Annotated in this window: 19 protein-coding genes and 2 pseudogenes; 12 read left to right on the forward strand and 9 right to left on the reverse strand. The window is 64.4% G+C overall.

Annotated features, from left to right (window positions below; all coding sequences use genetic code 11):
- Nucleotides 1-96: 96 nt before the first annotated feature.
- The 4 genes and pseudogenes from AB7531_RS02620 to AB7531_RS02635 form a co-directional block, all read left to right on the forward strand.
- Nucleotides 97-1,737: an FAD-dependent oxidoreductase gene (locus AB7531_RS02620; protein ID WP_084795325.1), complete on the forward strand. Its 1,641-nt coding sequence runs from the start codon at nt 97-99 to the stop codon at nt 1,735-1,737.
- Nucleotides 1,738-1,815: 78 nt separating this feature from the next.
- Nucleotides 1,816-2,796 (forward strand): Bug family tripartite tricarboxylate transporter substrate binding protein, encoded by a 981-nt coding sequence (locus AB7531_RS02625; protein WP_063985999.1) that lies wholly within the window; start codon nt 1,816-1,818, stop codon nt 2,794-2,796.
- Between the two features lie 122 nt (nt 2,797-2,918).
- A complete protein-coding gene (gene pip, locus AB7531_RS02630; RefSeq protein ID WP_063980450.1) occupies nt 2,919-3,875 on the forward strand; it encodes a prolyl aminopeptidase in 957 nt (318 codons plus the stop codon).
- A gap of 163 nt (nt 3,876-4,038) precedes the next feature.
- Nucleotides 4,039-4,173, forward strand: a pseudogene (locus AB7531_RS02635) (IS5/IS1182 family transposase); the annotation flags it as partial.
- Nucleotides 4,174-4,190: 17 nt separating this feature from the next.
- Here the strand turns inward: AB7531_RS02635 and AB7531_RS02640 are convergent.
- Together AB7531_RS02640 and AB7531_RS02645 are read right to left on the reverse strand one after the other, a co-directional pair.
- A complete protein-coding gene (locus tag AB7531_RS02640) occupies nt 4,191-4,586 on the reverse strand; it encodes a VOC family protein (protein WP_063980451.1) in 396 nt (131 codons plus the stop codon).
- 412 nt (nt 4,587-4,998) lie between these two features.
- Entirely contained in the window at nt 4,999-5,196 is a 198-nt protein-coding gene (locus tag AB7531_RS02645) for a hypothetical protein (protein ID WP_063980452.1), read from the reverse strand.
- A gap of 183 nt (nt 5,197-5,379) precedes the next feature.
- On the opposite strand from AB7531_RS02645, the gene AB7531_RS02650 reads away from it, so the two are divergent.
- Nucleotides 5,380-6,651 (forward strand): DUF2157 domain-containing protein, encoded by a 1,272-nt coding sequence (locus AB7531_RS02650; protein ID WP_063980453.1) that lies wholly within the window; start codon nt 5,380-5,382, stop codon nt 6,649-6,651.
- Nucleotides 6,648-7,262: a GDYXXLXY domain-containing protein gene (locus AB7531_RS02655; protein WP_063980454.1), complete on the forward strand. Its 615-nt coding sequence runs from the start codon at nt 6,648-6,650 to the stop codon at nt 7,260-7,262. The genes AB7531_RS02650 and AB7531_RS02655 overlap by 4 nt, the downstream gene beginning before the upstream one ends.
- 7 nt (nt 7,263-7,269) lie before the next feature.
- On the opposite strand, the gene AB7531_RS02660 is transcribed toward AB7531_RS02655, so the two are convergent.
- Nucleotides 7,270-8,628: an aminotransferase-like domain-containing protein gene (locus tag AB7531_RS02660; RefSeq protein ID WP_063986000.1), complete on the reverse strand. Its 1,359-nt coding sequence runs from the start codon at nt 8,626-8,628 to the stop codon at nt 7,270-7,272.
- A gap of 161 nt (nt 8,629-8,789) precedes the next feature.
- Between AB7531_RS02660 and AB7531_RS02665 the strand changes: the two genes are divergently transcribed.
- Nucleotides 8,790-9,650: a DMT family transporter gene (locus AB7531_RS02665; RefSeq protein ID WP_063980455.1), complete on the forward strand. Its 861-nt coding sequence runs from the start codon at nt 8,790-8,792 to the stop codon at nt 9,648-9,650.
- Nucleotides 9,651-10,332: 682 nt separating this feature from the next.
- On the opposite strand, the gene AB7531_RS02670 is transcribed toward AB7531_RS02665, so the two are convergent.
- Entirely contained in the window at nt 10,333-11,547 is a 1,215-nt protein-coding gene (locus AB7531_RS02670; RefSeq protein WP_063980456.1) for an EAL domain-containing response regulator, read from the reverse strand.
- A gap of 821 nt (nt 11,548-12,368) precedes the next feature.
- Nucleotides 12,369-13,532, reverse strand: coding sequence for a hypothetical protein (locus AB7531_RS02675; RefSeq protein ID WP_063980457.1), 1,164 nt, complete (start codon nt 13,530-13,532; stop codon nt 12,369-12,371).
- A 339-nt stretch (nt 13,533-13,871) separates the two neighbouring features.
- Between AB7531_RS02675 and AB7531_RS02680 the strand changes: the two genes are divergently transcribed.
- Nucleotides 13,872-14,495, forward strand: coding sequence for a helix-turn-helix domain-containing protein (locus AB7531_RS02680; RefSeq protein WP_063980458.1), 624 nt, complete (start codon nt 13,872-13,874; stop codon nt 14,493-14,495).
- 63 nt (nt 14,496-14,558) lie between these two features.
- Here the strand turns inward: AB7531_RS02680 and AB7531_RS02685 are convergent, their stop codons facing one another.
- The 4 genes from AB7531_RS02685 to AB7531_RS02700 all read right to left on the reverse strand — a co-directional run bounded on the left by AB7531_RS02685 (nt 14,559) and on the right by AB7531_RS02700 (nt 17,108).
- Nucleotides 14,559-14,807 (reverse strand): hypothetical protein, encoded by a 249-nt coding sequence (locus AB7531_RS02685; RefSeq protein ID WP_063980459.1) that lies wholly within the window; start codon nt 14,805-14,807, stop codon nt 14,559-14,561.
- 170 nt (nt 14,808-14,977) lie between these two features.
- Complete coding sequence (locus AB7531_RS02690) at nt 14,978-15,355, reverse strand: Hpt domain-containing protein (protein WP_063980460.1); 378 nt, start codon at nt 15,353-15,355, stop codon at nt 14,978-14,980.
- A 152-nt stretch (nt 15,356-15,507) separates the two neighbouring features.
- Nucleotides 15,508-16,206, reverse strand: coding sequence for a Crp/Fnr family transcriptional regulator (locus tag AB7531_RS02695; RefSeq protein WP_038943206.1), 699 nt, complete (start codon nt 16,204-16,206; stop codon nt 15,508-15,510).
- A 191-nt stretch (nt 16,207-16,397) separates the two neighbouring features.
- Nucleotides 16,398-17,108: a Crp/Fnr family transcriptional regulator gene (locus AB7531_RS02700; protein WP_063980461.1), complete on the reverse strand. Its 711-nt coding sequence runs from the start codon at nt 17,106-17,108 to the stop codon at nt 16,398-16,400.
- A gap of 434 nt (nt 17,109-17,542) precedes the next feature.
- Here AB7531_RS02700 and AB7531_RS02705 point away from each other — a divergent pair.
- The 4 genes and pseudogenes from AB7531_RS02705 to AB7531_RS02720 all read left to right on the forward strand — a co-directional run bounded on the left by AB7531_RS02705 (nt 17,543) and on the right by AB7531_RS02720 (nt 22,129).
- Nucleotides 17,543-18,011: pseudogene (locus AB7531_RS02705) on the forward strand (response regulator).
- Nucleotides 18,012-18,419: 408 nt separating this feature from the next.
- Nucleotides 18,420-21,206 (forward strand): hybrid sensor histidine kinase/response regulator, encoded by a 2,787-nt coding sequence (locus AB7531_RS02710; RefSeq protein WP_441279878.1) that lies wholly within the window; start codon nt 18,420-18,422, stop codon nt 21,204-21,206.
- Nucleotides 21,207-21,233: 27 nt separating this feature from the next.
- The gene (locus tag AB7531_RS02715; RefSeq protein ID WP_231143772.1) at nt 21,234-21,710 is read left to right on the forward strand and encodes a chemotaxis protein CheW; all 477 of its coding nucleotides are present in this window, start codon (nt 21,234-21,236) and stop codon (nt 21,708-21,710) included.
- Between the two features lie 32 nt (nt 21,711-21,742).
- Nucleotides 21,743-22,129, forward strand: coding sequence for a response regulator (locus AB7531_RS02720; RefSeq protein ID WP_018321619.1), 387 nt, complete (start codon nt 21,743-21,745; stop codon nt 22,127-22,129).
- Nucleotides 22,130-22,135 lie beyond the last annotated feature (6 nt).

The following is a 22,135-nucleotide window of genomic DNA, read 5'->3' on the forward strand; positions in this document are numbered from 1 at the left end:
TGAGTTCTTTCCGACTTATCGCATAAGAGGCCTTGCAATAAAATGCATACTGCGCGGGCAACGAATCCGCGATGATGCAAGGGGATGGAAACGAGCATGAGGACACAGGTGCTGGTCGTGGGCGCCGGGCCCGTGGGATTGACCGCGGCCATGGATCTGGCCTCGCGCGGGATCGACGTCGTCGTCGCGGAGATCCGCCACGCCGGCGATCCGCCCAGCGTCAAATGCAATCACGTCTCGGCGCGATCGATGGAAATCTTCCGCCGGCTGGGCGTCGCCGCAAAGCTGCGCGACGCGGGCCTGCCCGCGGACTTCCCGAACGATTGCTCCTATCGGACCACGGCGACCGGTATCGAGCTGTGCCGTATCGACATTCCCTCGCGCGCGCGCCGCTACAGCGCCACCGGCGGCCCCGACACCTGGTGGCCGACGCCCGAGCCGCCGCACCGTATCAACCAGGTCTATCTCGAGCCGATCCTGTTCAGCCACGCCGCCGCTCAACCGCGCATCACCATTTTGGCGCGCACGGAAATCACCGATATCGAGCAGGACGACGATCGTGTGGTCGCGCTAGGTCGCGACCTCGACAGTGGAGACGCGCTCCGCATCGAGGCCGACTTCGTGGTCGGCTGCGATGGCAGCCGCTCCCTCGTCCGCAAATCGATCGGCGCCAGCCTGTCCGGCACGCCGGTGATCCAGCGGGTGCAATCAACCTTCATCGAAGCGCCGCAACTGAAGGAGTTGATGGGCGCGCACAAGCCGGCCTGGATGGTGCTCTCGCTCAACCCGCGACGTTCCGGCACCACCGTTGCGATCGACGGCCACGACCGCTGGCTGATCCATAATCATCTGAGGCCCGACGAGCCTGAGTTCGACTCGGTCGATCGCGACTGGTCGATCCGTGCCATCCTCGGCGTCGACGAGCGGTTCGAGTACAAAATCCTCAGCAAGGAGGACTGGGTCGGGCGCCGGTTGGTGGCCGATCGCTTCCGCGACCGCAGGGTCTTCATCTGCGGCGACGCCGCGCATCTGTGGATGCCCTATGCGGGCTACGGCATGAACGCGGGCATTGCTGATGCCGTCGATCTCTGCTGGCAATTGGCCGCGCGTCTGAACGGATGGGCGTCGGCTGCGATCCTTGATGCCTATGAGGCGGAGCGCCAGCCCATCACCGACCAGGTGTCGCGCTTTGCCATGGATCATGCGATGAAGATGATGGCGCAGCGCGGCGGCGTGTCCACGGAGATCGAGGATGACACGCCGCGCGGCCACGCGGCGCGCGCTTCGCTTGCGAGAGCGGCCTACGATCTCAACGTGCAGCAATATTGCTGCGCGGGCCTCAACTTCGGCTACTACTACGATGCCTCGCCGATCATCGCTTATGACGGCGAAACCCCGCCGGCCTACGCGATGGGAAGCTTTACGCCCTCCACCGTGCCGGGCGCCCGCGCGCCGCATGTGTTTCTCCGCGACGGACGATCGCTCTACGACGCCTTCGGAGCCGGCTACACGTTGCTGCGGTTCGACCCGGCAATCGATGTGGCGCGGCTGCTCTCAGCCGCAGAACAGCGCGGCATGCCGCTCGCGCTCATCGACATCGCGCCGGATGAGGCGAACGGGGCCTATGCCGAGAAGCTCGTGTTGGCACGACCCGACCAGCACATCGCCTGGCGCGGGCAGGCCGCGCCCGAAGATCCGCAAGGCCTGCTGGCGCGCATCACAGGCGCTGCGGCGTGATCGAATAGCAGGCTGCCTGCCAACGGCACGGCAGCCTGGTTGGCCTACAAACAAGAATACGTAATGGGGGAGGAGAAATTGTTTCACGTTGCAAGGCGCCGCATTCTGGCCGCGCTGACGGCCGCGACTTTCGCCGTGCTGCCGCTGGAGGCCGGTGAAGCAGCCTATCCGGACCAGTTGATCAAGATCATCGTGACCTTCCCGCCCGGCGGCAGCGCCGACACCGTCATCCGTGCGCTCGAGCCGCTGGTCACCGCGGAGCTCAAGCAGAGCCTGGTGATCGAGAACCGCGCCGGGGCAGGGGGCAATATCGGCATGGCCGCGGTGGCCCAGGCCAGGCCCGACGGCTACACGCTCGGCGTTGCGCCGGCGGGCGCACTGACGGTGAACCCGCACCTCAATTCGTCGATGCCGTTCGACCCAAAGGATCTCGCGCCGATCACCCTGCTGGCGGAAATTCCCTTTGTGCTGGTCGCGTCCGCGGACGTGCCCGCGCGCAATGCCGCAGAGACGATCGCGCTCGCCAAGGCGAAGCCGGGCGCGCTGTCGATCGGGCATGGCGGCAATTCGACCGCGATGCATCTGACGGCCGCGCTGTTCACGCAGAAGGCGGGGATCAGCATGGAGCTCGTTCCGTATCGCGGGACGGCGCCGGCAGCGGTTGATGTCCTTGCGGGACACGTCCCCTTCGCGGTGCTGGATATCCCCGCATCGAGGCAACTGATTCTCGAAGGCAAGCTCAACGCCGTCGGCGTCTCCTCGGTACGTCGCCTCCCATCCTTGCCCGATGTGCCAACCCTTGCCGAGAGCGGTATTGCGGGCTTTGAATCCGTAGGCTGGTTCGGGCTCGTTGCTCCCTCAGGCACGCCCGCGGACGTCATCAGCAGGCTGAACGAGGCTTTCACAAAAGCCCTGAAAGACCCGGTGGTGGCCGAGAAAATCCGGACCCTCGGCGCAGAGCCCGCGCCGACCTCGCCGGAGCAGTTCGGCCGCTTCATTCAGAGCGAGAGCACGAAATGGGGCAAGCTCATCAGCGAGGCCGGCATCAAGGCGAATTAGGCCGCGTACCCATAAACCCGGTGCGTCATGTGACTGGTGGCTTCGTCCGCTTTGCTCCTATAACCGAAACCACCATGATCGCGGCGTGCTAATCGAACCTCGTGGTGCCAAACGGAGGCCGTATGAGTCAGTTGAGGTCGATGTACCCACCCATCGAGCCCTATAGCGCTGGTACCCTCGACGTTGGAGAAGGTTACCGGGTTTATTACGAACGGGTGGGGACGCCGGGCGCGAAGCCGGCGGTCTTCCTGCACGGCGGACCGGGCGGAGGTTTGTCCCCTGAACATAGGCGTCTGTTTGATCCCAATCGATATGATGTCATGCTCTTCGATCAGCGAGGATGTGGGCAATCAACTCCGTATGCGGGGCTCGAAGCGAATACGACTTGGCATTTGGTATCGGACATCGAGCGCTTGCGTGCACTTGCAGGCGTCGACAAATGGCTCGTGTTCGGTGGCTCGTGGGGATCGACTCTCGCGTTAGCCTATGCAGAAACGCATCCCGACCGCGTCAGCGAGCTTGTTCTCCGTGGCGTCTACACCGTCACCAAGGCGGAGCTGCAATGGTACTATCAGTTCGGCGTTTCAGAGATCTTTCCGGAGAAGTGGGAAAAGTTCCAGGCACCGATACCCCTGAGCGAGCGAGGCGACATGATTGCGGCGTATCGCAGCCGGCTGACGGGCGACGATCGAGCCACCCAGCTCGAGGCAGCCAAGGCTTGGGCTATTTGGGAGGGCGAAACGATCACGCTGCTGCCTAATCCAGCATTCTCGACATCGTTTGGCGACGACCAATTTGCGCTCGCGTTTGCGCGATTGGAGAACCACTATTTCGTTCACGATTGCTGGCTGGAGGATGGGCAACTTCTGCGCAACGCTCACCGCCTCCGCGGTATCCCGGGAGCCATTGTTCACGGCCGCTACGACATGCCCTGTCCAGCCCGATATGCGTACGCGCTGCATAGGGCGTGGCCTGATGCCGCATTCCATCTGGTCGAGGGTGCAGGTCATGCTTGGTCGGAGCCAGGTATCCTCGATCAACTGGTGCGCGCCACCGATCGCTTCGCGACAGCACCATAAAGAGGGCAACGACGAAGTCGGAATAAATCCGGGCGCAGAAGAGGAGAATCGTCCGTTGGTGACGGGCTGGTCTCTGGGGCCGCATCATCGACACGCTGGGTGCTTGCTACTCCACGTAAGAAGAGCGTCTGCGACACGTCGATTGTCCGCGTGCATCAGCACTGAGCGCTTCTTCAACAGGATCAAGCAATGCCGTCGTGTGGCGACGCGTTATGACAAGCTTGCCGCCAACTATCTCGCCTTCGTCCAACTCGCTTCAATCAGGCTATGGCTTGGCGCTAATGAGTCCACGTCCTAGGCCTTCCTCTCCGCCGCTCAAGCTTGCTTGTTCTGACGGAGCCGTGACGGCCAGCCGATCCTGACCAGGGTCTCGTCCGGGTCCGACAGCGCAAACTCGTACATTCCCCACGGCGTGTCCTCCGGCCCCCGTCCGTTGGCCAACTCGCCCGAAAACTCTCGCGCGAGTTCGTCGACGGCCTCGGTGTAGAGATAGAGACCGAACGGGTTGCGGCCTCTGATCAGCCAGCCTTCGACGGCATCGGTGAGATGGAGATGGCCGCCCTTTCCATCGGAGAGGATGCGATAGCTGTCCTCACCGTCCTCCGGCTTGTCGCCGTCCGCGCGCGTAAAACCGAGCCGGGCGTAGAATTTCTCCGAGGCGTCGAGGTCGTTGCAGGGAAGGATGGACGTCAGTGCGTGAGTTGGCGTCATGCGAATCCCTTTGCAGTAGACTGCCGATACGTGGGGACGGAAGGTTCAAAGTCGTCACGGCCCGCCGTCCCGACCAGCTTGCGTCCTTTTGAAGACGACCTTATAACCTCGCGCAGGTGCCGAAGGGGCGCCTTCCCGCACAAGAGGCTCTCACCCTTCGAGAGGTTGTCCGTTTTCTTCCGGCGATACGATCCTTCGATCGGCATCCGGGAAGGCCAACGATGACGAGCCCTTTGTTCGGCAATAGCGGGAGTGTCGGACGCCTCATCGGGGTTGTCATGAACACCGTATTCTCGTCGGGCGCTGCGATGCTCGAATTCCCAAGCACGTGCGATGAATTGTTGCGTGAAATCAAAATTCGCGCGCGGTTACGCTTGAACGATCTGACCAATGAATCGCCGGACGTCATATTCTACGCACGCTGGATATCGAGGCGGCGACGCTGGGCGTGGCCCGCGAAATGGAAGTTCCCGCGCTCGGGAACGCGCAGACCATCGGGACTGCGTTGCAGTCGACCAAAGTACAGCTCGTGATCCTGGACGGCCTGACCCATGAAGCCGAACTGAGTGCGGTCGATCTCGTCCTGCCTCGAGTTCGTCAGTTTCTGCATGACGGGTCATCATCATGACGGCCGGTTACTCACTCGGTTCGACCGTGAACGCGAAGCCGCTGTCGCGCGGGGGCACGCGCCCGGTCCCCCCGCAACCAGAGCGGTGACAGGTTGAACCTGCTACCGTCGCGGCCCGACCAACAGCATCCCGCCAACCGGCAGGGAGCGAGGTGTTTCACGACGATGTTCGACAAAACCTATCGGCAGCGCCTCGAGGCTGATCTTGCGCAATGGGAAGCCGACGGCGTGATCGCGCCGGCGGCGGCCACCTCCATCCGCAGCGCGCTGCCGCCGCTCTCGCCCGGCATCAACATCGCCGTCGTCGTTGCCATCGTCGGCGGCCTCTTGATCGCAGCCGCCTTCCTCGCCTTCGTCGCGGCGCACTGGACCGAGATCGCGCGGCTGCTGCGGTTCGCGATCCTGATCGCCGGCATGGTCGTCGCCGGCGGCCTCGGAGCGTGGTTTGCCGCGACGGGCCGCAATGTTCTCGCCGATCTCTGTGCGAGCATCGGTGCGATCATCTTCGGCGCGGGCATCGCGCTGGTCGGCCAGATGTATCATCTCGGCGAGGATTTCGCCGGCGGCATGCTGCTGTGGTCGATCGGAGCATTTGCCGCCGCACTGCTGACCGGATCGCGCGGCGCGCTTGCGGTCGCCCTCGTCGCGGCCTGCATCTGGACCTGCATGCGCAACTATGATGCGCATGATGTCCTGCATCTTCCGTTCGTGGCGGTCTGGCTGATCGCCGCCGCGCTCGCGCTTGCATGGAATTCCCGTGTGGCGGCCCATCTCGTCGCGGTCGCGCTGCTTCCGTGGTGGATCGCGACTTCGCTCCGCTTCGAACTCGACGGTGCCCAGCCGTCGTTCGTGCTCGCGAACGGCGCCGCCTTGCTGTTCGGCGCCGGACTCGCAATCGCCGCTGTGCCGTCGCCGAGGGCGCGGCGTCTCGGGACCGTTTTATCGATCTACGGAGCGTTTTCGCTGGCGGCCGTCGCTTGCCTGGAGGTGACAACGGTGGACGACATCATCCGCTTCCGGAACAGCACGGTGCCGGCCCAGCCACTTTGGGCGATCCTGTGCGGGGCCGCGGGCGTGATCCTCGCGCTTGCGTCTGCCGGCGTCACCAGGCGTGCAGGTGAAATCCTTGCGGCATGTTCGATCGGACTCGTCCTGCTCGCGGCGCCGATCTGGCCGGCATCCACGGCCGGCGAGCCCTGGTTCGCCTATGCCGCGCTGCTCTGCGCCATGCTGTGCCTCGTTGTCTCCGGTGTGCTCGATGATGTGCGTCCGCGGATCGTTGCCGGCTGGCTCGGGATTGCCGGCGTGATCGCGGGCATCACCTGGGCGGTGAAGGGATCGCTGCTGCGCCGCTCGGCTTTCCTTGCCGCGGCCGGTGTTGTTGCCGTCGTATTTGCCACCGCGCTCAATCGCGCGCTGCCGAGGGCCCAGCGATGATGGAGTTGACCGCGTCCGTGACAAAACTCTGGCAACGCATCCCGAAAGCCGTGCTGTTCGGTGTCGCCGTCCTGCTTCAATGCGTGCTGCTGGTGCTGATGGTCGCCGATCGCATGCAGATCCTGCGCGAAGGCCGTGAGGTGACGTTGCAGACGCAGCCGGTCGATCCCCGCGATCTGCTACGCGGCGACTATGTCGTGCTCCGCTACGACATCTCGCAACTGCCGGCGGGCACGCTCGCTGGACAGCCGGCGGCCGAGCGCAAGCCCGTCGTGTTCGTCAAGCTCGCGCCGAATGCCAATGGTCTCTACGAGGCCGTCTCGGTGCATGCCGAGCCCGTCACGGTCACGGCTCCCGAAGTGCTGATCCGCGGCCGCGTCTCCTCTTACGGCGGAACCTGCGGCTCCGGCTCGCGCGTCTTCTGCGAGAAACTGGCGATCAAATACGGTCTCGAAAGCTATTTCGTGCCCGAAGGCGAGGGCAAGAAGCTCGAGCAGGCCCGCAACCAGCAGAAACTCCGGGTCGTCGCCGCCGTACTCCCCTCAGGCCGCGCCGCCATCAAGCGGCTGCTGCTCGACGGCGAGCCGGTCTATGAGGAGCCGTTATACTAGGCGCTGATCATTTGGCCTTCAGCGCCCGCCGCAGCACGTCCCACATTCGCGGATCGCTCATATGCGCCACGTTGAAGCGCAGGAAGTCCGATGCCGTCTGCGATACGCTGAAGACGTTGCCCGGTGCGAGCACCACATCCTCCTCGAGCGCGGCGCGCGCGACGGCGGTGGCATCCTGTCCGCCCGCGAGGCGGCACCAGAGGAAGAAGCCACCGCGCGGCATCAGCCAGGGCTCGATGCCCAGCGCCTGAAGTTTTCGCGCGACGTCGCGGCGCGTGCGCGTGAGCTTCTGCCTGAGCTCGTCCATGTGCTTGCGATAGCTGCCGCCGGCCAGGACCCTTGCGATGATTTCGGTCGCCACCGGGCTCGGGCCGCCAAAACTGGTCGCGACCTGGAGGTCGACGAGGTGCTCGATCCAGTCGGCTCGCCCTGCGATGTAGCCGCAGCGCACCGAGGCCGACAGCGTCTTGGAGAAGCTGCCGATGCGGATCACGCGGTTCAATCCGTCGAGCGCGGCAAGGCGCGGCGAGCGCTCCGGTTCGAAGTCGCCGAAGATGTCGTCCTCGATGATGGTGAGGTCGTGCGTCGTGGCCGCAGTCAGAAGCCGGTGCGCGGTCTGAAGCGAGATCGTCGCGCCGGTCGGATTGTGCAGCGCTGAATTGGTGATGTAGAGCCGCGGCCGCTCAGCCGCGAGGATCTGCTCGAAGCGCGCGACATCGGGGCCCGACGGCGTGTAGGGCACGCTGACGATCTTCGCCTGATGCGCTCGCAGCAGCGCGCGAAAATTGAAGTAGCAGGGATCGTCGACCAGCACGGTGTCGCCGGGACGGAGCAGGAAGCGGCAGATCAGGTCGGTCGCCTGCGTGCCTGAACCGGTCAGCATCAACTGGTTGATCGAGGCCTCGATCGCGTCTTCGGCGAGGCGCGCGAGCAGCAGCCGGCGCAGGGCAGGGGAGCCGCTCGTGCTGCCGTAGTTGGTCAAAACGCTCGCGTCGGTGCGGGCAAGCGCGCGGGTGGCGCGGCGCAACGCCGCCTCCGGCATCCACTCCGGCGGCAGCCAGCCGCAGCCGGGTTTTGGCACGCCATCATCCGTGTCGAGCGATTGTCGGGAAACCCAGAACGGATCAACTTCCCGGTCGCGGCGGGGCTCGACTTCGGTCAGCGCCAGCGGCGGGGTGACGGCCGATGAGACATAGAAGCCCGAGCCGCGCCGGGCGCGGATCAGGCCATCGGCGGCCAGCCGATCATAGGCTTCGACGACGGTGGACGGCGAAACACCCATTGTCGCGGCAAGGCTGCGGATCGACGGCAGGCGGTCGCCGGCACTGAGCGCGCGGGCGGCGACCTTGGCGCGGATCGCGCCCATCACGTCGCTGGTCCGCGTCCCGCCCCGTCCCTTCGTTTGTAGCTCGCCGCCCAAGGTGTATTACCTTCCATATCCATACAGTTCTGCCGGATTGTACTGGATTGTTGCTGGTTTCGCCACCGGCGACGGCCGATGATCGTGACCCAAAAAGCGAGACGGACATGCAATCTACAGGCAGTGGCTGGGGCAACGGGCTTCTCGGCGTCATCATCTTCAGCGGCTCCTTGCCGGCGACGCGCGTGGCGGTCGGTGGTTTCTCCGCGCTGTTCCTGACGTCCGCCCGCGCGGTCATCGCGGCCCTGATCGGTATGGCCGTGCTCTTCCTGCTCCGCCAGGCGCGGCCGCAGCGGAAGGATCTCGTCTCGCTCACCATCGTCTCCATCGGCGTCGTGGTCGGCTTCCCCCTGCTGACGGCGCTCGCGCTCCAGCACATCACCTCCGCGCATTCGATCGTCTTCATCGGGCTCTTGCCGCTGTCGACGGCGATCTTCGCGGTGCTGCGCGGTGGCGAGCGACCGCAGCCGCTGTTCTGGCTGTTCGCTGTCCTCGGCAGCACCACGGTGGCAGGCTTTGCTTTGTCCAACGACGGCTCGGCATCAGTCACCGGCGATCTCCTGATGGTCGCCGCCATCGTGCTGTGCGGGCTCGGTTATGCCGAAGGCGCGGCGCTGTCGCGCCGCCTCGGCGGCTGGCAGGTGATCTCCTGGGCGCTGCTGCTCGCGCTGCCGCTGATGGTGTCGGTCGCGATCCTGACATGGCCGTCGACGTGGAGCGGCGTCGGCGTGCCCGCCTGGATCGGGCTCGCCTACGTCTCCGTCTTCAGCATGTTCGTCGGCTTCATCTTCTGGTACCGGGGCCTTGCGGTCGGCGGCATTGCCCGCGTCGGTCAATTGCAGCAGCTCCAGCCGTTCTTCGGCCTCGCGCTTGCCGGCTTCCTGCTGCACGAGCCGGTCGCATGGAGCATGATCGCCGCGACCGCACTCGTCGTCGTCTGCGTGTTCTTCGCGCGGCGATATGCCTGAGGCGGTGATCGCAGTTCCCGACCAGGGTCTGAAGTTGATGACCTTGATCGAACGCGCTTCCATCTGGTCATTGGCTCGCGACCACACCTTGGCGCGGTCGTTATGCGACTGCCAACGTTGATCTAGATCAACGTCTGTTCTTGCACGCAGTGCCGCACTGGATGGGAGAGTTATCTCCCCGGTGCATCGCGTGCCCTGTTTCGCGATCACAGTGACAGCATCCGCCTGGCTGGTCTGCTCGTTTCGCTGATGGGACGGTGATCGGCATCCTCACGCGACTGACAGAAATCCGCAGAAAGCAAGGGAAGGAGCACGTCATGCGACACGGAACCAAATTTTGGCTAGCCGGCGCCGTTATTGCCTGCGCAGCCATGGGCTCGGTGCAGTGGTCGGAGGAGGATGGTCTTTCATTCTCGGTTCAGAGCGCACAGGCCCGCGTAGGGCGACCAGCGACCCCAGTGAGTGTCGCCGGCGTCGCGCGGCGAACGACGCGCCGCGCCGTAGTCGGTGGAGCGGCCGTAGGCGCCGCTGTCGCGGCACCAACGTGCGCCCGCGTGCTGGTCAATGGCGCGTGGGTCTGTCGCTAGGAAAGCTCTGTCCTTCATGGGGGTGATCGCAGCGATCGCGCTCGTGGTCGTGTGCGTCTTCTTCTTCGCGCGGCGGTTGGCGTGAGGCCTGTGCCTCACGCCTGCCCCATCACCGTCCGCGTCAGCGCACTCCGGGCAAACTTCTTCAGCGGCATCGGCTTGCCGAACAGAAAACCCTGCACGAGGTCGAAGCCGAGCTCGTTGGCGGCGACGAGGTCGGCGCGGCTCTCGACGCCTTCGGCCACGGTGCGCGCGCCGTAGGCGTGCGCGAGCTCGACGATGTGACGGCACACCGTGCGCTTCAGCCGATCGCTGCCGCTGCCGGTGACGAAGTGCCGATCGGCCTTCAGCTTGATGAAGGGAATCTTGTCCAGATCCATCAGTGACGGCCAGTTGGCGCCAAGATTGTCGATCGACAGGCCGATATTGTGCAGGCGCACCTCGCGGGCGACCTCGACGAGGAATTCGAGATCGCGGATCGCCTCCTCGCTGTCGATCTCGATCGTCAGCCCGCCGAAGGCCGGATGCGTCGGCATGCGGCGGCAGAGATCGCGCACCGCCTGCGGCTCCTTCAGATACGACGTCGGCAGGTTGATCGAGAGATCGACCGGGCTCTGCTGCTCCAGGAGATAGTGCCAGTCCTGCAAGGCGCGCTCGATCACGAACTCCGAGAGCTCGCGCAAATGCGGATCGTGCTCTTCGGGGATGAAGTAGGCGGGCGGCACCACGCCCCAGGTCGGATGCCGCATCCGCACCAGCGCCTCGGCGCCGCTGCGGACCAAGGTGCGCGCGTCGATCTTGGGCTGGTACCAGAGCTCGAGCCAGCCGGCATGCAGCGCCTCGCCGACATACACGGCCGGGCTCGGCGCCGGCTCGTCCGGCAGCAGCATCGCGACGCGCTCGCGCAGCGTCTCGGCGGCAAAGGGCGTGGTCAGTGGCGGCAGCATCGCGAGGCCATACTCCTCGCCGACCTGCTGCACAGCCCTGACGATGATGGACTCGCGGGCGCCGACGGCGAGAACCTTGCCGTCGAAGGCCTCGCGCACCAGTGTCTCCAGAAACGTGCCGGGCTCGATGCCGTCGGCGGCGATGCCGAGCAGGATCAGGTCCGGCAACTCGCGGGTCAGCACGGTCTGCAGCTCGTCCGCGCTGGCGCATTCGCTGGTGACGAAACCAAGATCCTCCAGCACCTCGGCGAGGAATGCGCGCAGATGGCGCTTGCCGTCGGCGACGCATGCGCGCGGCGTTACCTTTCGCCGTCCGAAGGTTTTAGGCCTCCGTCCGGCGAGCTCAACAAGTTCATCGTTCATCGCAAACCACTCCCGTTCCGCGACAGGTGTTAGCGATGGGAGCAGTTTCAAATATGGAGAGCTTCAGTCGATTGTTGAATTATCTGGGTAACGTTAAAGCCCGCATCACGTCTAAAATTGTCTGGATCTTCTTCCAGAAGTTTTTACGTCTGCCCGCGCGTCGCGCGCGAGCGTGCGGCAATCCCGCGCAATTTTTGCAAGACGCGGCTTGGCTGCGGACACGCGCGCTGTCCTGTAATCGGACGAGGTCGCGCGCACTTCGCCCAATTGAATAATGGACGCCTCAATTGCTTGTGGCCGTGGCGTGCCGGGTCATGCAGTACCAGCTCGCGACCGCGACTCAGGACGGGAAACGCCTTGTAGAATCCGTGCTTGTCGAGCTGCGCATTCAGCTCGTTCAACGCGCTACGAACCGCTCGCGTTTCGCGCGGCGCTGGCGCGCGCGTGCAATGCCGCCATCGTCGATGTCCGCCGGTTCGATCTCATCGCAACCTCCTTCCCGTCGCTCTTGCGGTGCATCGCAGGATCGACACGATGGCAGCGATGGGAGAGTTCATTTTCACGCGATGCGCGCATGTTCCATGGTTTACGCGTGACAGTTCTGCGACAACGTGGCCGGCTGCGGCGGCGCAAATGTGAAGCACATCACATGTGTCTTGCTGCACCTGCGCTATTGCTGTGCGCAGCCGGTGGTGGGCTGTCGAGGATTACAGCAATGACGACGCGGCGATTGATGTATTGGTGGTTCAGATTCGTTCTGTCAGGACGATTTACCGATCGCTTCCTGTGCCTGCCGCGGGCGGAGTAGCCGCGCCGCAGTATCAGGTCTGCCCAATCAATTTGCGAAACGCCGCCGCGCCGTCCTGCACGGCGTCGCGTCCCTTCCAGGCCAGATAGGACAGCTTGCCACCGAGCGTGTCGTGGCTGCGCAGCCGGCGCGAGCCGAGAATGTGGCCGACATTGGAGGGGAAGCGGCTCACCTCGGCGGACACCAGCGCCGCGATCGCATCCATCAATTGCTGGAGCCGGATACCCCATTCGCAACCCTCGATGCCGTCGATGCGGACCTTGAGCGCATATTCGGTGTCGTAGATGTCGGCGAGCAGGTCGCGGGCGACCAGCACGCGGTTGTGCTTGAGCGCGACCCGCAGGGCGAGCCGCTTGTCGTCGAGCCGGTCGAGCACCATGGGAACGACGCAGGCATAGGGCGTGGCGGCGACGTCGGCCACGCTCTTGCTCGCGGCGATCCTGGTGGCAAGGCGCACCAGCTCCCAGGACGTCTTCAGCCGCCTCGCCACCAGCGCCAGCGCAAAGGGCAGCGCGTCCGGGTGGGACTTCTTGAAGACATCGAGTTGCGCAGTGATCTGGGCAACCTGGCCGTCGTCGAATTTCGCGATCTTCTCAGGCAGCTTTTCGTTGAACTTCGGCAGCGCGTCGCCGGCGCGCAGCACCTGCTGCATTTTCCTCACGTCGTCGAAGGCGGTGCGCGAGGCCGTGTATTGCGTGAGCTTGGCGCGTGCGAACTCGGTGCTTTCCGCCGATGCGAGGGTGTTCTCGAGGACCTTGAGGACCTTGGTCTGGAAGATCGACGCGGTTTTCAGCACTTCCTTCGGGTTGTTGGCGGTGACCTGGTCGTTGATCGCCTTGATGTAGTCGCGCGCCATGGTCGGCAGCAGGTCGCGGCAGATCCACTCCCAGATCGGCGTGAGCGTGTTACGTGAAATCCGCCCCGCATTGGCATGCTCGGGTGCGCCGTCGATCAGGAGCAGTTCGAGCGGCGCGAAGAAATAGCGCGAGGGACTGGTGGCGCGTGCCTGGGTCGATCCGTCCTTGCGGAACTCGGCGCGCAACTTCGCCTGGATGTCGGACGAGCCCGGCATGTCGATGCCGCACAGTTCGAGCCGCTCGAGCTCGCTGAGCAGACAGCTGCGCGAGAGCGGCGTCAGCCTCTGCAAGAACTCGGACAGCCGATCGATCTCGTTCATGGCACGCAATCTTCCGCAGCGTTTCCCGCAGGCCTACCGGCCTCATGCGTGGAGGCATTTGCGCGCTCTCAATCGTGACCAAGAGAAGCAAGTCATTGTTAATTTATCCGTAAAAACCGGGAGGCGCGGGCGCCCGCTGGGGAGCGTTGGTTAAGGAGGCATTTCGTCGCCTGCTCAAGTTTTGGGCGAAACCTCAACCTACGCGTGGTCGATTGCGTGGGTACTCAAGCATAAATTGTGCCTGCGCCGGTATTTCAGCACAAAACTGCCAAAATTACCGTAGTCTTACGGAGCAAAAAGTTAACCACAGACCGGCCTCGGTTCCGCTAAACGAGTCACATGGGGTCACAGAACGATACGGCCACCGATTCGCGGCCGTCGGAATGGTTCGAAAGCAGCTCTGCTCCGACCGAAGAGCTCGATTTCGCCCGCCTGAACGCGGTCCGCGCCAAGGCCGCCGACGAGATGGCCAGCGCCATCGCCCGCGAGCTCAACGGCCCCCTGACCGCGCTCCTGCTCTACATGGGCGAGATCAAGCACCACAGCGACCAGCTCGCGCCGGTTACGGCCGATCGGGCCTATTTGCAGCGCGTGGTGGAGAATGCGCTGGCGCAGACCGAACGTGTTTGCGGCGTGGTCAAGCAGCTTGCCGGCCCTCATAGGGATGCCCTGCCGATCCAGTCCAGGACCGAGGGCGCCGAATTGAACGCCGCCCGCGCACAGCAAGCGCAGCGTGTGCCGAGCACCGAGTTGCTGGGCCTGTCGGGCCAGAAGCGGCTGACCAAGCGCGAACGCGAGGTGCTGAGGCTGATCAGCGAGGGCTACTCGAACAAGCAGGGCGCGCTGCGGATGCAGATCAGCCCGCGCACGTTCGAGAGCCATCGCGCCGAGGCGATGCGCAAGCTCGGCGCGCGCAACACCGCGGACCTCGTCCGTGCGGCGCTGCTGCATTCGATCGATTGAGGTTCTGTCCTGCGCCGCCAGGCGGGCGATCAAGCCTGAGAATGGCCTGGGGACCCGATGGGTTCAGAGATAATCCTCGGCGAAAGGGCGTACCCGCGACGGCGGCCGCAGCGACTTGGGCTCTTCCTTCGGCGCGCTCGGAATGATCGTGATGGTCCAGCGCGGCGGCATGCTCGATTCCTGCTCCAGCACCGAGCGAACGAAACCAGTCACCGTCGCCTCGCCAGCCTTCACCGTCGCCGTCCTGCCGTTGAACTGTGCGATGCGGAAGCGACGGACCTCTTTCTGATCCGCAGTCTCATAGGTGAACATGGAAACCCTCCTGGTTTCCGGCGACTATCGCCACCTATGATTAGCCATCTGTGAAAATCCCAAACCGTAGAAGTACGGCGGGCCTGGCGCGGTTTTCGTCAGAGCGTTTTCGAGCGAAGTGGATACGGTTTGCGCAAGCCCCGCTCCGATTCATCGAAACGAAAATGGCTCTAGCCCTGCGGCTCCTGCGCGCGCGCGGCGGCGTAGGCGGCATCCATCAGGTCGAGGAGACCGTGGAATTCGGCCTCGCCAAGCGTCTCCGCGGTCTGCTCCAGCCGCAGCGCCAGCGCCGCAAGCCTGACATAGCCGAACGTTCCGGCCGCGCTCTTCAGCGAATGCGCTTCGCGGGTGATCCTGGCGAGGTGCCGCGCGAGCGAGAGCGTGCGGAACAGCTGCAGACGCGCGCAGGTCTCGCTCCAGAACACGTCACGGACTTCACAGGCCCCGTCCTCGCCGATCTCCCGCACCAGCGCTTCGTACGCACCCGGCTCGCGCGCGGGCGCAGCATCGAGCGCTTTTGGCATCGGCGCGGCGGTCACTTCAAACATGGCTTTGGCCCGTCCTGGTCACGGTTCGTCTGCCGCGCGGCCTGTACGGCGCGAGGCATGCCCCGTGTCTAGGGCATCCGAATTTCAGTTCCGGTAGCAGGACGATCCGTGTTTGCAGGCCGGCGTTAGCCGCCGGTTTACCAAGGCGCCGGTCAGCGCGGGCCGAGCAGCCGGTCGTACTGGGCCTTCACGGTGGCGTAGCATTCGCACGCCGTCTGGCGCAGGCCGTCCAGGTTGAGGATCTGGATGTGCCCGCGGCTGTAGTGGATGAAATTGGCGTGCTGCAACGTATTGGCGACCAGCGACACGCTGTTGCGGCGCGCCCCGATCATCTGCGCCATCGCCTCCTGGGTCAGCAGCAGCCGGTAATCGCCCGACAGGTCATGGGTGTGCAGCAGGCAACGCGACAGCCGCGACTCCACCGGATGGGCGGCGTTGCAGCCCGCGGTCTGCTGGACCTGTGCGTAGACGGCCAGCCCGTGACGGGTGAGCAGCGTCCGCAAGGTGCTGCTCTGGTCGGCCGCGTCGCGCAGCCGGTCGAGGTCCATCACGGAGGCGGCACCGGGGACCAGCACGATTGCCGTGTTCAGCGCGCAGGCATCGCCCATGGTCGAGAGCGTTCCGAGCAGGCTGTCGCGGCCGACCATGGCGACCTGCACATGCTCGCCCTTGGCGAGTTTCACCACCAGCGAGATGACGCCGCGGTGGGGAAAGTAGGCGCGCTTGAGCGTCTCGCCGGTCTCCACCAGGATCGCTTCGTGCGGCAGATCGATCATGCGCAAATGCGGGCGGATCAATTCGTAATCCTCCGCCGACAGTGCGGACAGGAAACCGTTGGATGGGCGCGCCATCGTTTCCAAGACTGCCTCCGTCTCGTCAGCCCCCGAACTCGAAGCGAATGGGCTGCTCGCTGTACGGATAAGTTTGATCATGTTCTCGTCGGGATATATTGGCAATTGGGACAAGATGTCCGGTTGCGATGGCGCCCCCGCTGCACTGTGTGCACACCGGCATGCAGCAGGCCGGTTGCGCCGGGCTATCTTCATCGCGGGGCTCCCAGCAGGCGGGCGTGGCAGCCCTTCACCGCCGCATAGCAGTCGCAGGACCTCGTCTCCAATGCGCGCTCGTCGACGATCTCGATCTGGCCGCGGGTGTAGTGAATGATGCCGGCGCGCTGGAGCGCATTTGCGACGAGGGAAATCGCGTTGCGCCGTACGCCCATCATCTGCGCCAGCGTCTCCTGTGTCAGCGGAAGGAACTTGCTGTCGGACAGGTCGCGGGCACGCAGGAGCCAGCGCGCCAGCCGCGCTTCGACCGGGTGCACCGTATTGCACAGCACCGATTGCTGCGCATGCGCGAGCAGCGCCTGCTCGTGGCGGATCATCAGGCCGCGAAACTGCGCGCTTGCGGCCGCCACCGCCCGGAAGGCCGCGATTTCGAGCACGGACGCAGTCCCGGGGAAGAGCACAGCGGCATCCGTCGGAGCGATGCCGTCGGCAAGCGCGGCGCCGGCGCCGACGGCGCTGTCGCGGCCCAGCATCGCGACCTCGATCATCTGTCCCTCGGAGAGACCCACCGTGATCGAAACGGACCCGCCGTGCGGGAAGTAGACATGTCGCAGCGCGGCGCCTGCCTCGGCCAAGACAGATTCCCTGACCATTTCGACTGTCGCGAGATGGGGGCGCAGCAGATCGAAATCCGCCACGCCGAGCATTTGCAGCAACTGGTTGGACGGGTGGCCGCTCGCGGTCATGCAGGTCAATCCGGCGCGTTCATTAGGACGATCGGCCGCCGCGCCCTGTGCGTCATTCAGTTGCACGGCGACCAAAACATATTGTAAAGGTTGTGTGGCCGTCCATATACCCGTTGGGGGGCAGACAGGCTGCGGCATTTGCGGCGGAAATTGAGAAACGCACGCTGATTCGCGCGTTAATTAGGGGCGTCCGTCTTGCGCCGGGCGGCAGGAAAAAGCGGCAAGGGGGCCATCATGAGCCGCTAGGATCGCATCTGCGCCGTCATCGGACCCGACCGACACCTGCGGCTTCCCCTCAAGCGCGCATTTTCTATCCATCCGGGACTGGTCCGCGCGGCTTCGCAACGCCGCGACTGTCGCACCCCTTGCCCCTGATTTCCCGACAGGACCGTTGACGCTTGCATCAATGTTTCGACCAGCCAGAGGAGAACGGCGTGCCCCACGGTTTGACGTTTGAATCGCCGAAACGGGAAACTCAAACGGGGACGGCAGACCTGCACCATACTCTCGTCGACGACGACCCGATGGTGTGCATGGCCATCGAGATCTATCTGCAGCGGAATCATTTCCGGGTGACGATTGCCGACGGAGGAGAAGCCGCCTCCGCGCTCTCGAGAACGAACAGGTCGATCTGATGATGATCGACATCTTCATGCCGCACACGCGAGGTTCGAGTCGATCCGGATCTTCCACGAGCACGCGCCGGCCATTCCGCTGATTGCGATGTCCGGCTACGCCTTCGCAAATTTGAACGCGCCCGCACCCGACTTCCTCCGGATGGCGCCGGAGCTCGGCGCTGCGCGTTGCCTTCGCAAGCCGTTTAGACCGGATGCGCTATTCGCGGCCATCGAGGATTGTCTCGCGGAGCATCGTGCTGTCTCCGCAATTGGGTTAGCGCGGTAGCAATCGCGGCGGCCGCGAAATAAGCGTCCGTTTACCGCAAGCGCAGCTGTTGCGGATTGAGCAGGCGAGCAGCGGGCGGCGGTGTGAGCGATTCTGATTGCGCGTGATTTGATTCAATTCGCGCGGCCCGTGCATATCGTCCTTCGCGAGCAGGATTTTTCGCATACGTCGCAGTGTTGTTATCGGAGCGTTTACCTATCGCGTCTGTCGCGTGAGATGCGGCGCCGCTTTTGTCGCAAGACGCTATCGCAGGCCTCGAAGCGCAAACTTGTCTTCAATATCCGTATTAGCACGGAGGCTGAAATTAACGGGACCGTGAAAGGGGTTGTCTAACGATCCAGGCGCGGACCTCCGCCGAACTCCAGGTGCGGCCCAGGCGTCGAAGTCCGGCTCAGTAAGGCGTAGCTCATGGATGATCTGTTGCGGGAGTTTTTGACGGAGACCAGCGAGAGCCTGGACACCGTCGACAATCAGTTGGTGAAGTTCGAGCAGGAGCCGAATAACGCCAAGATCCTGGATAACATCTTCCGCCTGGTCCACACCATCAAGGGCACGTGCGGCTTCCTCGGACTGCCGCGGCTTGAAGCGCTGGCGCATGCCGGCGAGACCCTGATGAGCAAATTCCGCGACGGCATGCCGGTGACGGCCGGCGCGGTGACGGTGATCCTGTCCTCGATCGACCGCATCAAGGAGATCCTCGCCGGCCTCGAGGCGACCGAAGCCGAGCCCGAAGGCAACGACCGCGATCTCATCGACAAGCTGGAAGCGATGGTCGAGCAGGGCATGGCCGCGATGGCCGCAGGTGCTGTTGCTGATGCACCGCCGCTCGTCCCGGAAGCTCCCACTCCCGTCGAAGCAAAGGTTGCACCGTCGAAAGAAAAAGAAATGACCGAGGGCACGCTGATCGACCAGACCCTGGAGCGCCCCTTACGTCCGGGCGAAGTCTCGCTCGACGAGCTCGAGCGCGCCTTCCGCGAGACCGCGATCGAAGCGCCGGCTCCTGTCGCCAAGGCCGAGCCCGCGCCGGCTGCTGAAGCTCCGGCGCTCGCCGCCAAGGAAGCTGCGAAGCCCGCCAAGGAAAAGGCCGCGCCGAAGAAGTCGACGGCCGACGAGAATGCAGGCGAAGGCGCCAGCATCGCCAACCAGTCGATCCGCGTCAACGTGGATACGCTGGAGCATCTGATGACCATGGTCTCCGAGCTGGTCCTGACCCGCAACCAGCTGCTGGAGATCTCCCGCCGCAACGAGGACACCGAGTTCAAGGTGCCGTTGCAGCGCCTGTCCAACGTCACCGCCGAGCTGCAGGAAGGCGTCATGAAGACGCGCATGCAGCCGATCGGCAATGCCTGGCAGAAGCTGCCCCGCATCGTCCGCGATCTCTCGAGCGAACTCGGCAAGCAGATCGAGCTGGAGATGCACGGCGCCGACACCGAGCTCGACCGCCAGGTGCTCGACCTGATCAAGGACCCGCTCACCCACATGGTGCGCAACTCCGCCGACCACGGCCTGGAGACCCCCGCCGAGCGGCTCGCGTCCGGCAAGGGCGAGCAGGGCACCATCCGCCTGTCCGCCTATCACGAGGGCGGCCACATCATCATCTGCATCGCCGACAACGGCCGCGGCCTCAACACCGAGAGGATCAAGGCCAAGGCGATCTCCTCCGGTCTCGTCACCGAGGCCGAGCTCGAGAAGATGAGCGAAGCCCAGATCCACAAGTTCATCTTCGCGCCGGGCTTCTCGACCGCAGCTGCGATCACCTCGGTCTCCGGCCGCGGCGTCGGCATGGACGTGGTGCGCACCAATATCGACCAGATCGGCGGCACCATCGACATCAAGTCGGTGGCCGACGAGGGTTCCTCCGTCACCATCAAGATCCCGCTGACCTTGGCCATCGTCTCGGCGCTGATCGTCGAGGCCGCCGGCGACCGTTTTGCAATCCCGCAGCTCTCGGTCGTCGAGCTTGTCCGTGCCCGCGCCAACAGCGAGCACCGCATCGAGCGCATCAAGGACACCGCGGTGCTCAGGTTGCGCAACAAGCTCTTGCCGCTGATCCACCTCAAGAAGCTGCTCAAGATCGACGACGGCGCGGCCAGCGATCCCGAGAACGGTTTTATCGTGGTGACCCAGGTCGGCAGCCAGACCTTCGGCATCGTGGTCGACGGCGTGTTCCACACCGAAGAGATCGTGGTGAAGCCGATGTCGACGAAGCTGCGTCACATCGACATGTTCTCCGGCAACACCATTCTGGGCGATGGCGCTGTTATCATGATCATCGATCCCAACGGCATTGCCAAGGCGCTCGGCGCCGCCGGCTCCTCGGCCCATGACATGGGCGACGAGAACGGCGCCCATCACATCGGAAGTGGCGAGCAGACCACCTCGCTGCTGGTGTTCCGCGCCGGCTCCAGCCAGCCCAAGGCGGTCCCGCTCGGGCTCGTCACCCGCCTGGAAGAGCTCCCGGCCGACAAGATCGAGTTCAGCAACGGCCGCTACATGGTGCAGTACCGCGAGCAGCTGATGCCGCTGGTCGCCATGGAGAGCGTCACCATTGCGAGCCAGGGCGCCCAGCCGATTCTGGTGTTTGCGGATGACGGCCGCTCCATGGGCCTCGTCGTCGACGAGATCATCGACATCGTCGAGGAACGGCTCAACATCGAGGTCGGCGGCTCCGCCTCCGGCATTCTCGGTTCGGCCGTGATCAAGGGCCAGGCCACCGAGGTGATCGACGTCGGCCACTTCCTGCCGATGGCGTTCGCCGACTGGTTCACCCGCAAGGAGATGAAGCCGTCGCAGCACTCGCAGTCGGTGCTGCTGGTCGACGACTCGGCCTTCTTCCGCAACATGCTGGCACCCGTGCTGAAGGCGGCCGGCTACCGCGTCCGCACCGCGCCGACTGCGCAGGAGGGCCTGGCTGCGCTGCGTGCGCAGAGCTTCGACGTGGTCCTGACCGACATCGAGATGCCCGACATGAACGGGTTCGAGTTCGCCGAAGTGATCCGCTCCGACACCAATCTGGGCGCGATGCCGATCATCGGCCTGTCCGCGCTGGTGTCGCCGGCGGCGATCGAGCGCGGCCGTCAGGCCGGCTTCCACGACTATGTCGCCAAGTTCGACCGTCCCGGTCTGATCGCGGCGCTGAAGGAACAGACCGCGGGCGCCGCCGGCGCCTCCGAGCTGAGCCGGGCAGCGGCGTAACGGCACTGGGGATCAGGAGATACCGCTATGAGCAACAAGAAGACGCAGATCGGCGAAGGCGCCATGGTCGAATACGTCACCGCGATGATCGGCGGCCAGCTGTTCGGCCTGCCGATCTCCCGCGTGCAGGACGTGTTCATGCCCGAGCGCGTCACCCGCGTTCCCTTGTCCTCGCGCGAGATCGCGGGCGTGCTGAACCTGCGCGGCCGCATCGTCACCGTGGTCGACATGCGTGCCCGGCTCGGCCTGCCCAAGCCCGAGGACGGCAAGACCCCGATGGCGGTCGGCGTCGACCTGCGCGGTGAATCCTACGGCCTCCTGATCGACCAGATCGGCGAGGTGCTGCGGCTCGCCGAGGACAACAAGGAAGAAAACCCCGTCAACCTCGATCCCCGCATGGCCAAGCTCGCCGGCGGCGTCCACCGCCTCGACGGGCAGCTCATGGTCGTCCTCGACGTCGATCGCGTCCTCGAGCTTAAAACCGAAGTACAAATGGCTGCCTGAGCTAACCGAAACATCGAAGCCGGAGAACCAAAATGAAGACATGTTTGGTGGTCGATGATTCCAGCGTCGTGCGAAAGATCGCGCGCCGGATCCTGGAAGGCCTGGAATTCGAAGTCACCGAGGCCGAGGACGGCTCGAAGGCGCTGGAGATCTGCCAGCGGCAGCTGCCCGATGCGGTGCTGCTCGACTGGAACATGCCCGTGATGGACGGCTTCGAGTTCATGGGCCACATGCGCCGCCTGCCCGGCGGCGACCAGCCGAAGGTGGTGTTCTGCACCACCGAGAACAACGTGGCTCATATCGCCCAGGCGCTCAGCGGCGGCGCCAACGAGTACATTATGAAGCCCTTCGATAAAGACATCATCGCCGACAAATTCGCTGAAGTCGGCTTGATCCCGGTCGGACAAGCCATGGTCTGAGTATCT

It is taken from the genome of Bradyrhizobium sp. 63_E2_N1_3 (assembly GCF_052076005.1).
GTDB lineage: Bacteria > Pseudomonadota > Alphaproteobacteria > Rhizobiales > Xanthobacteraceae > Bradyrhizobium > Bradyrhizobium barranii.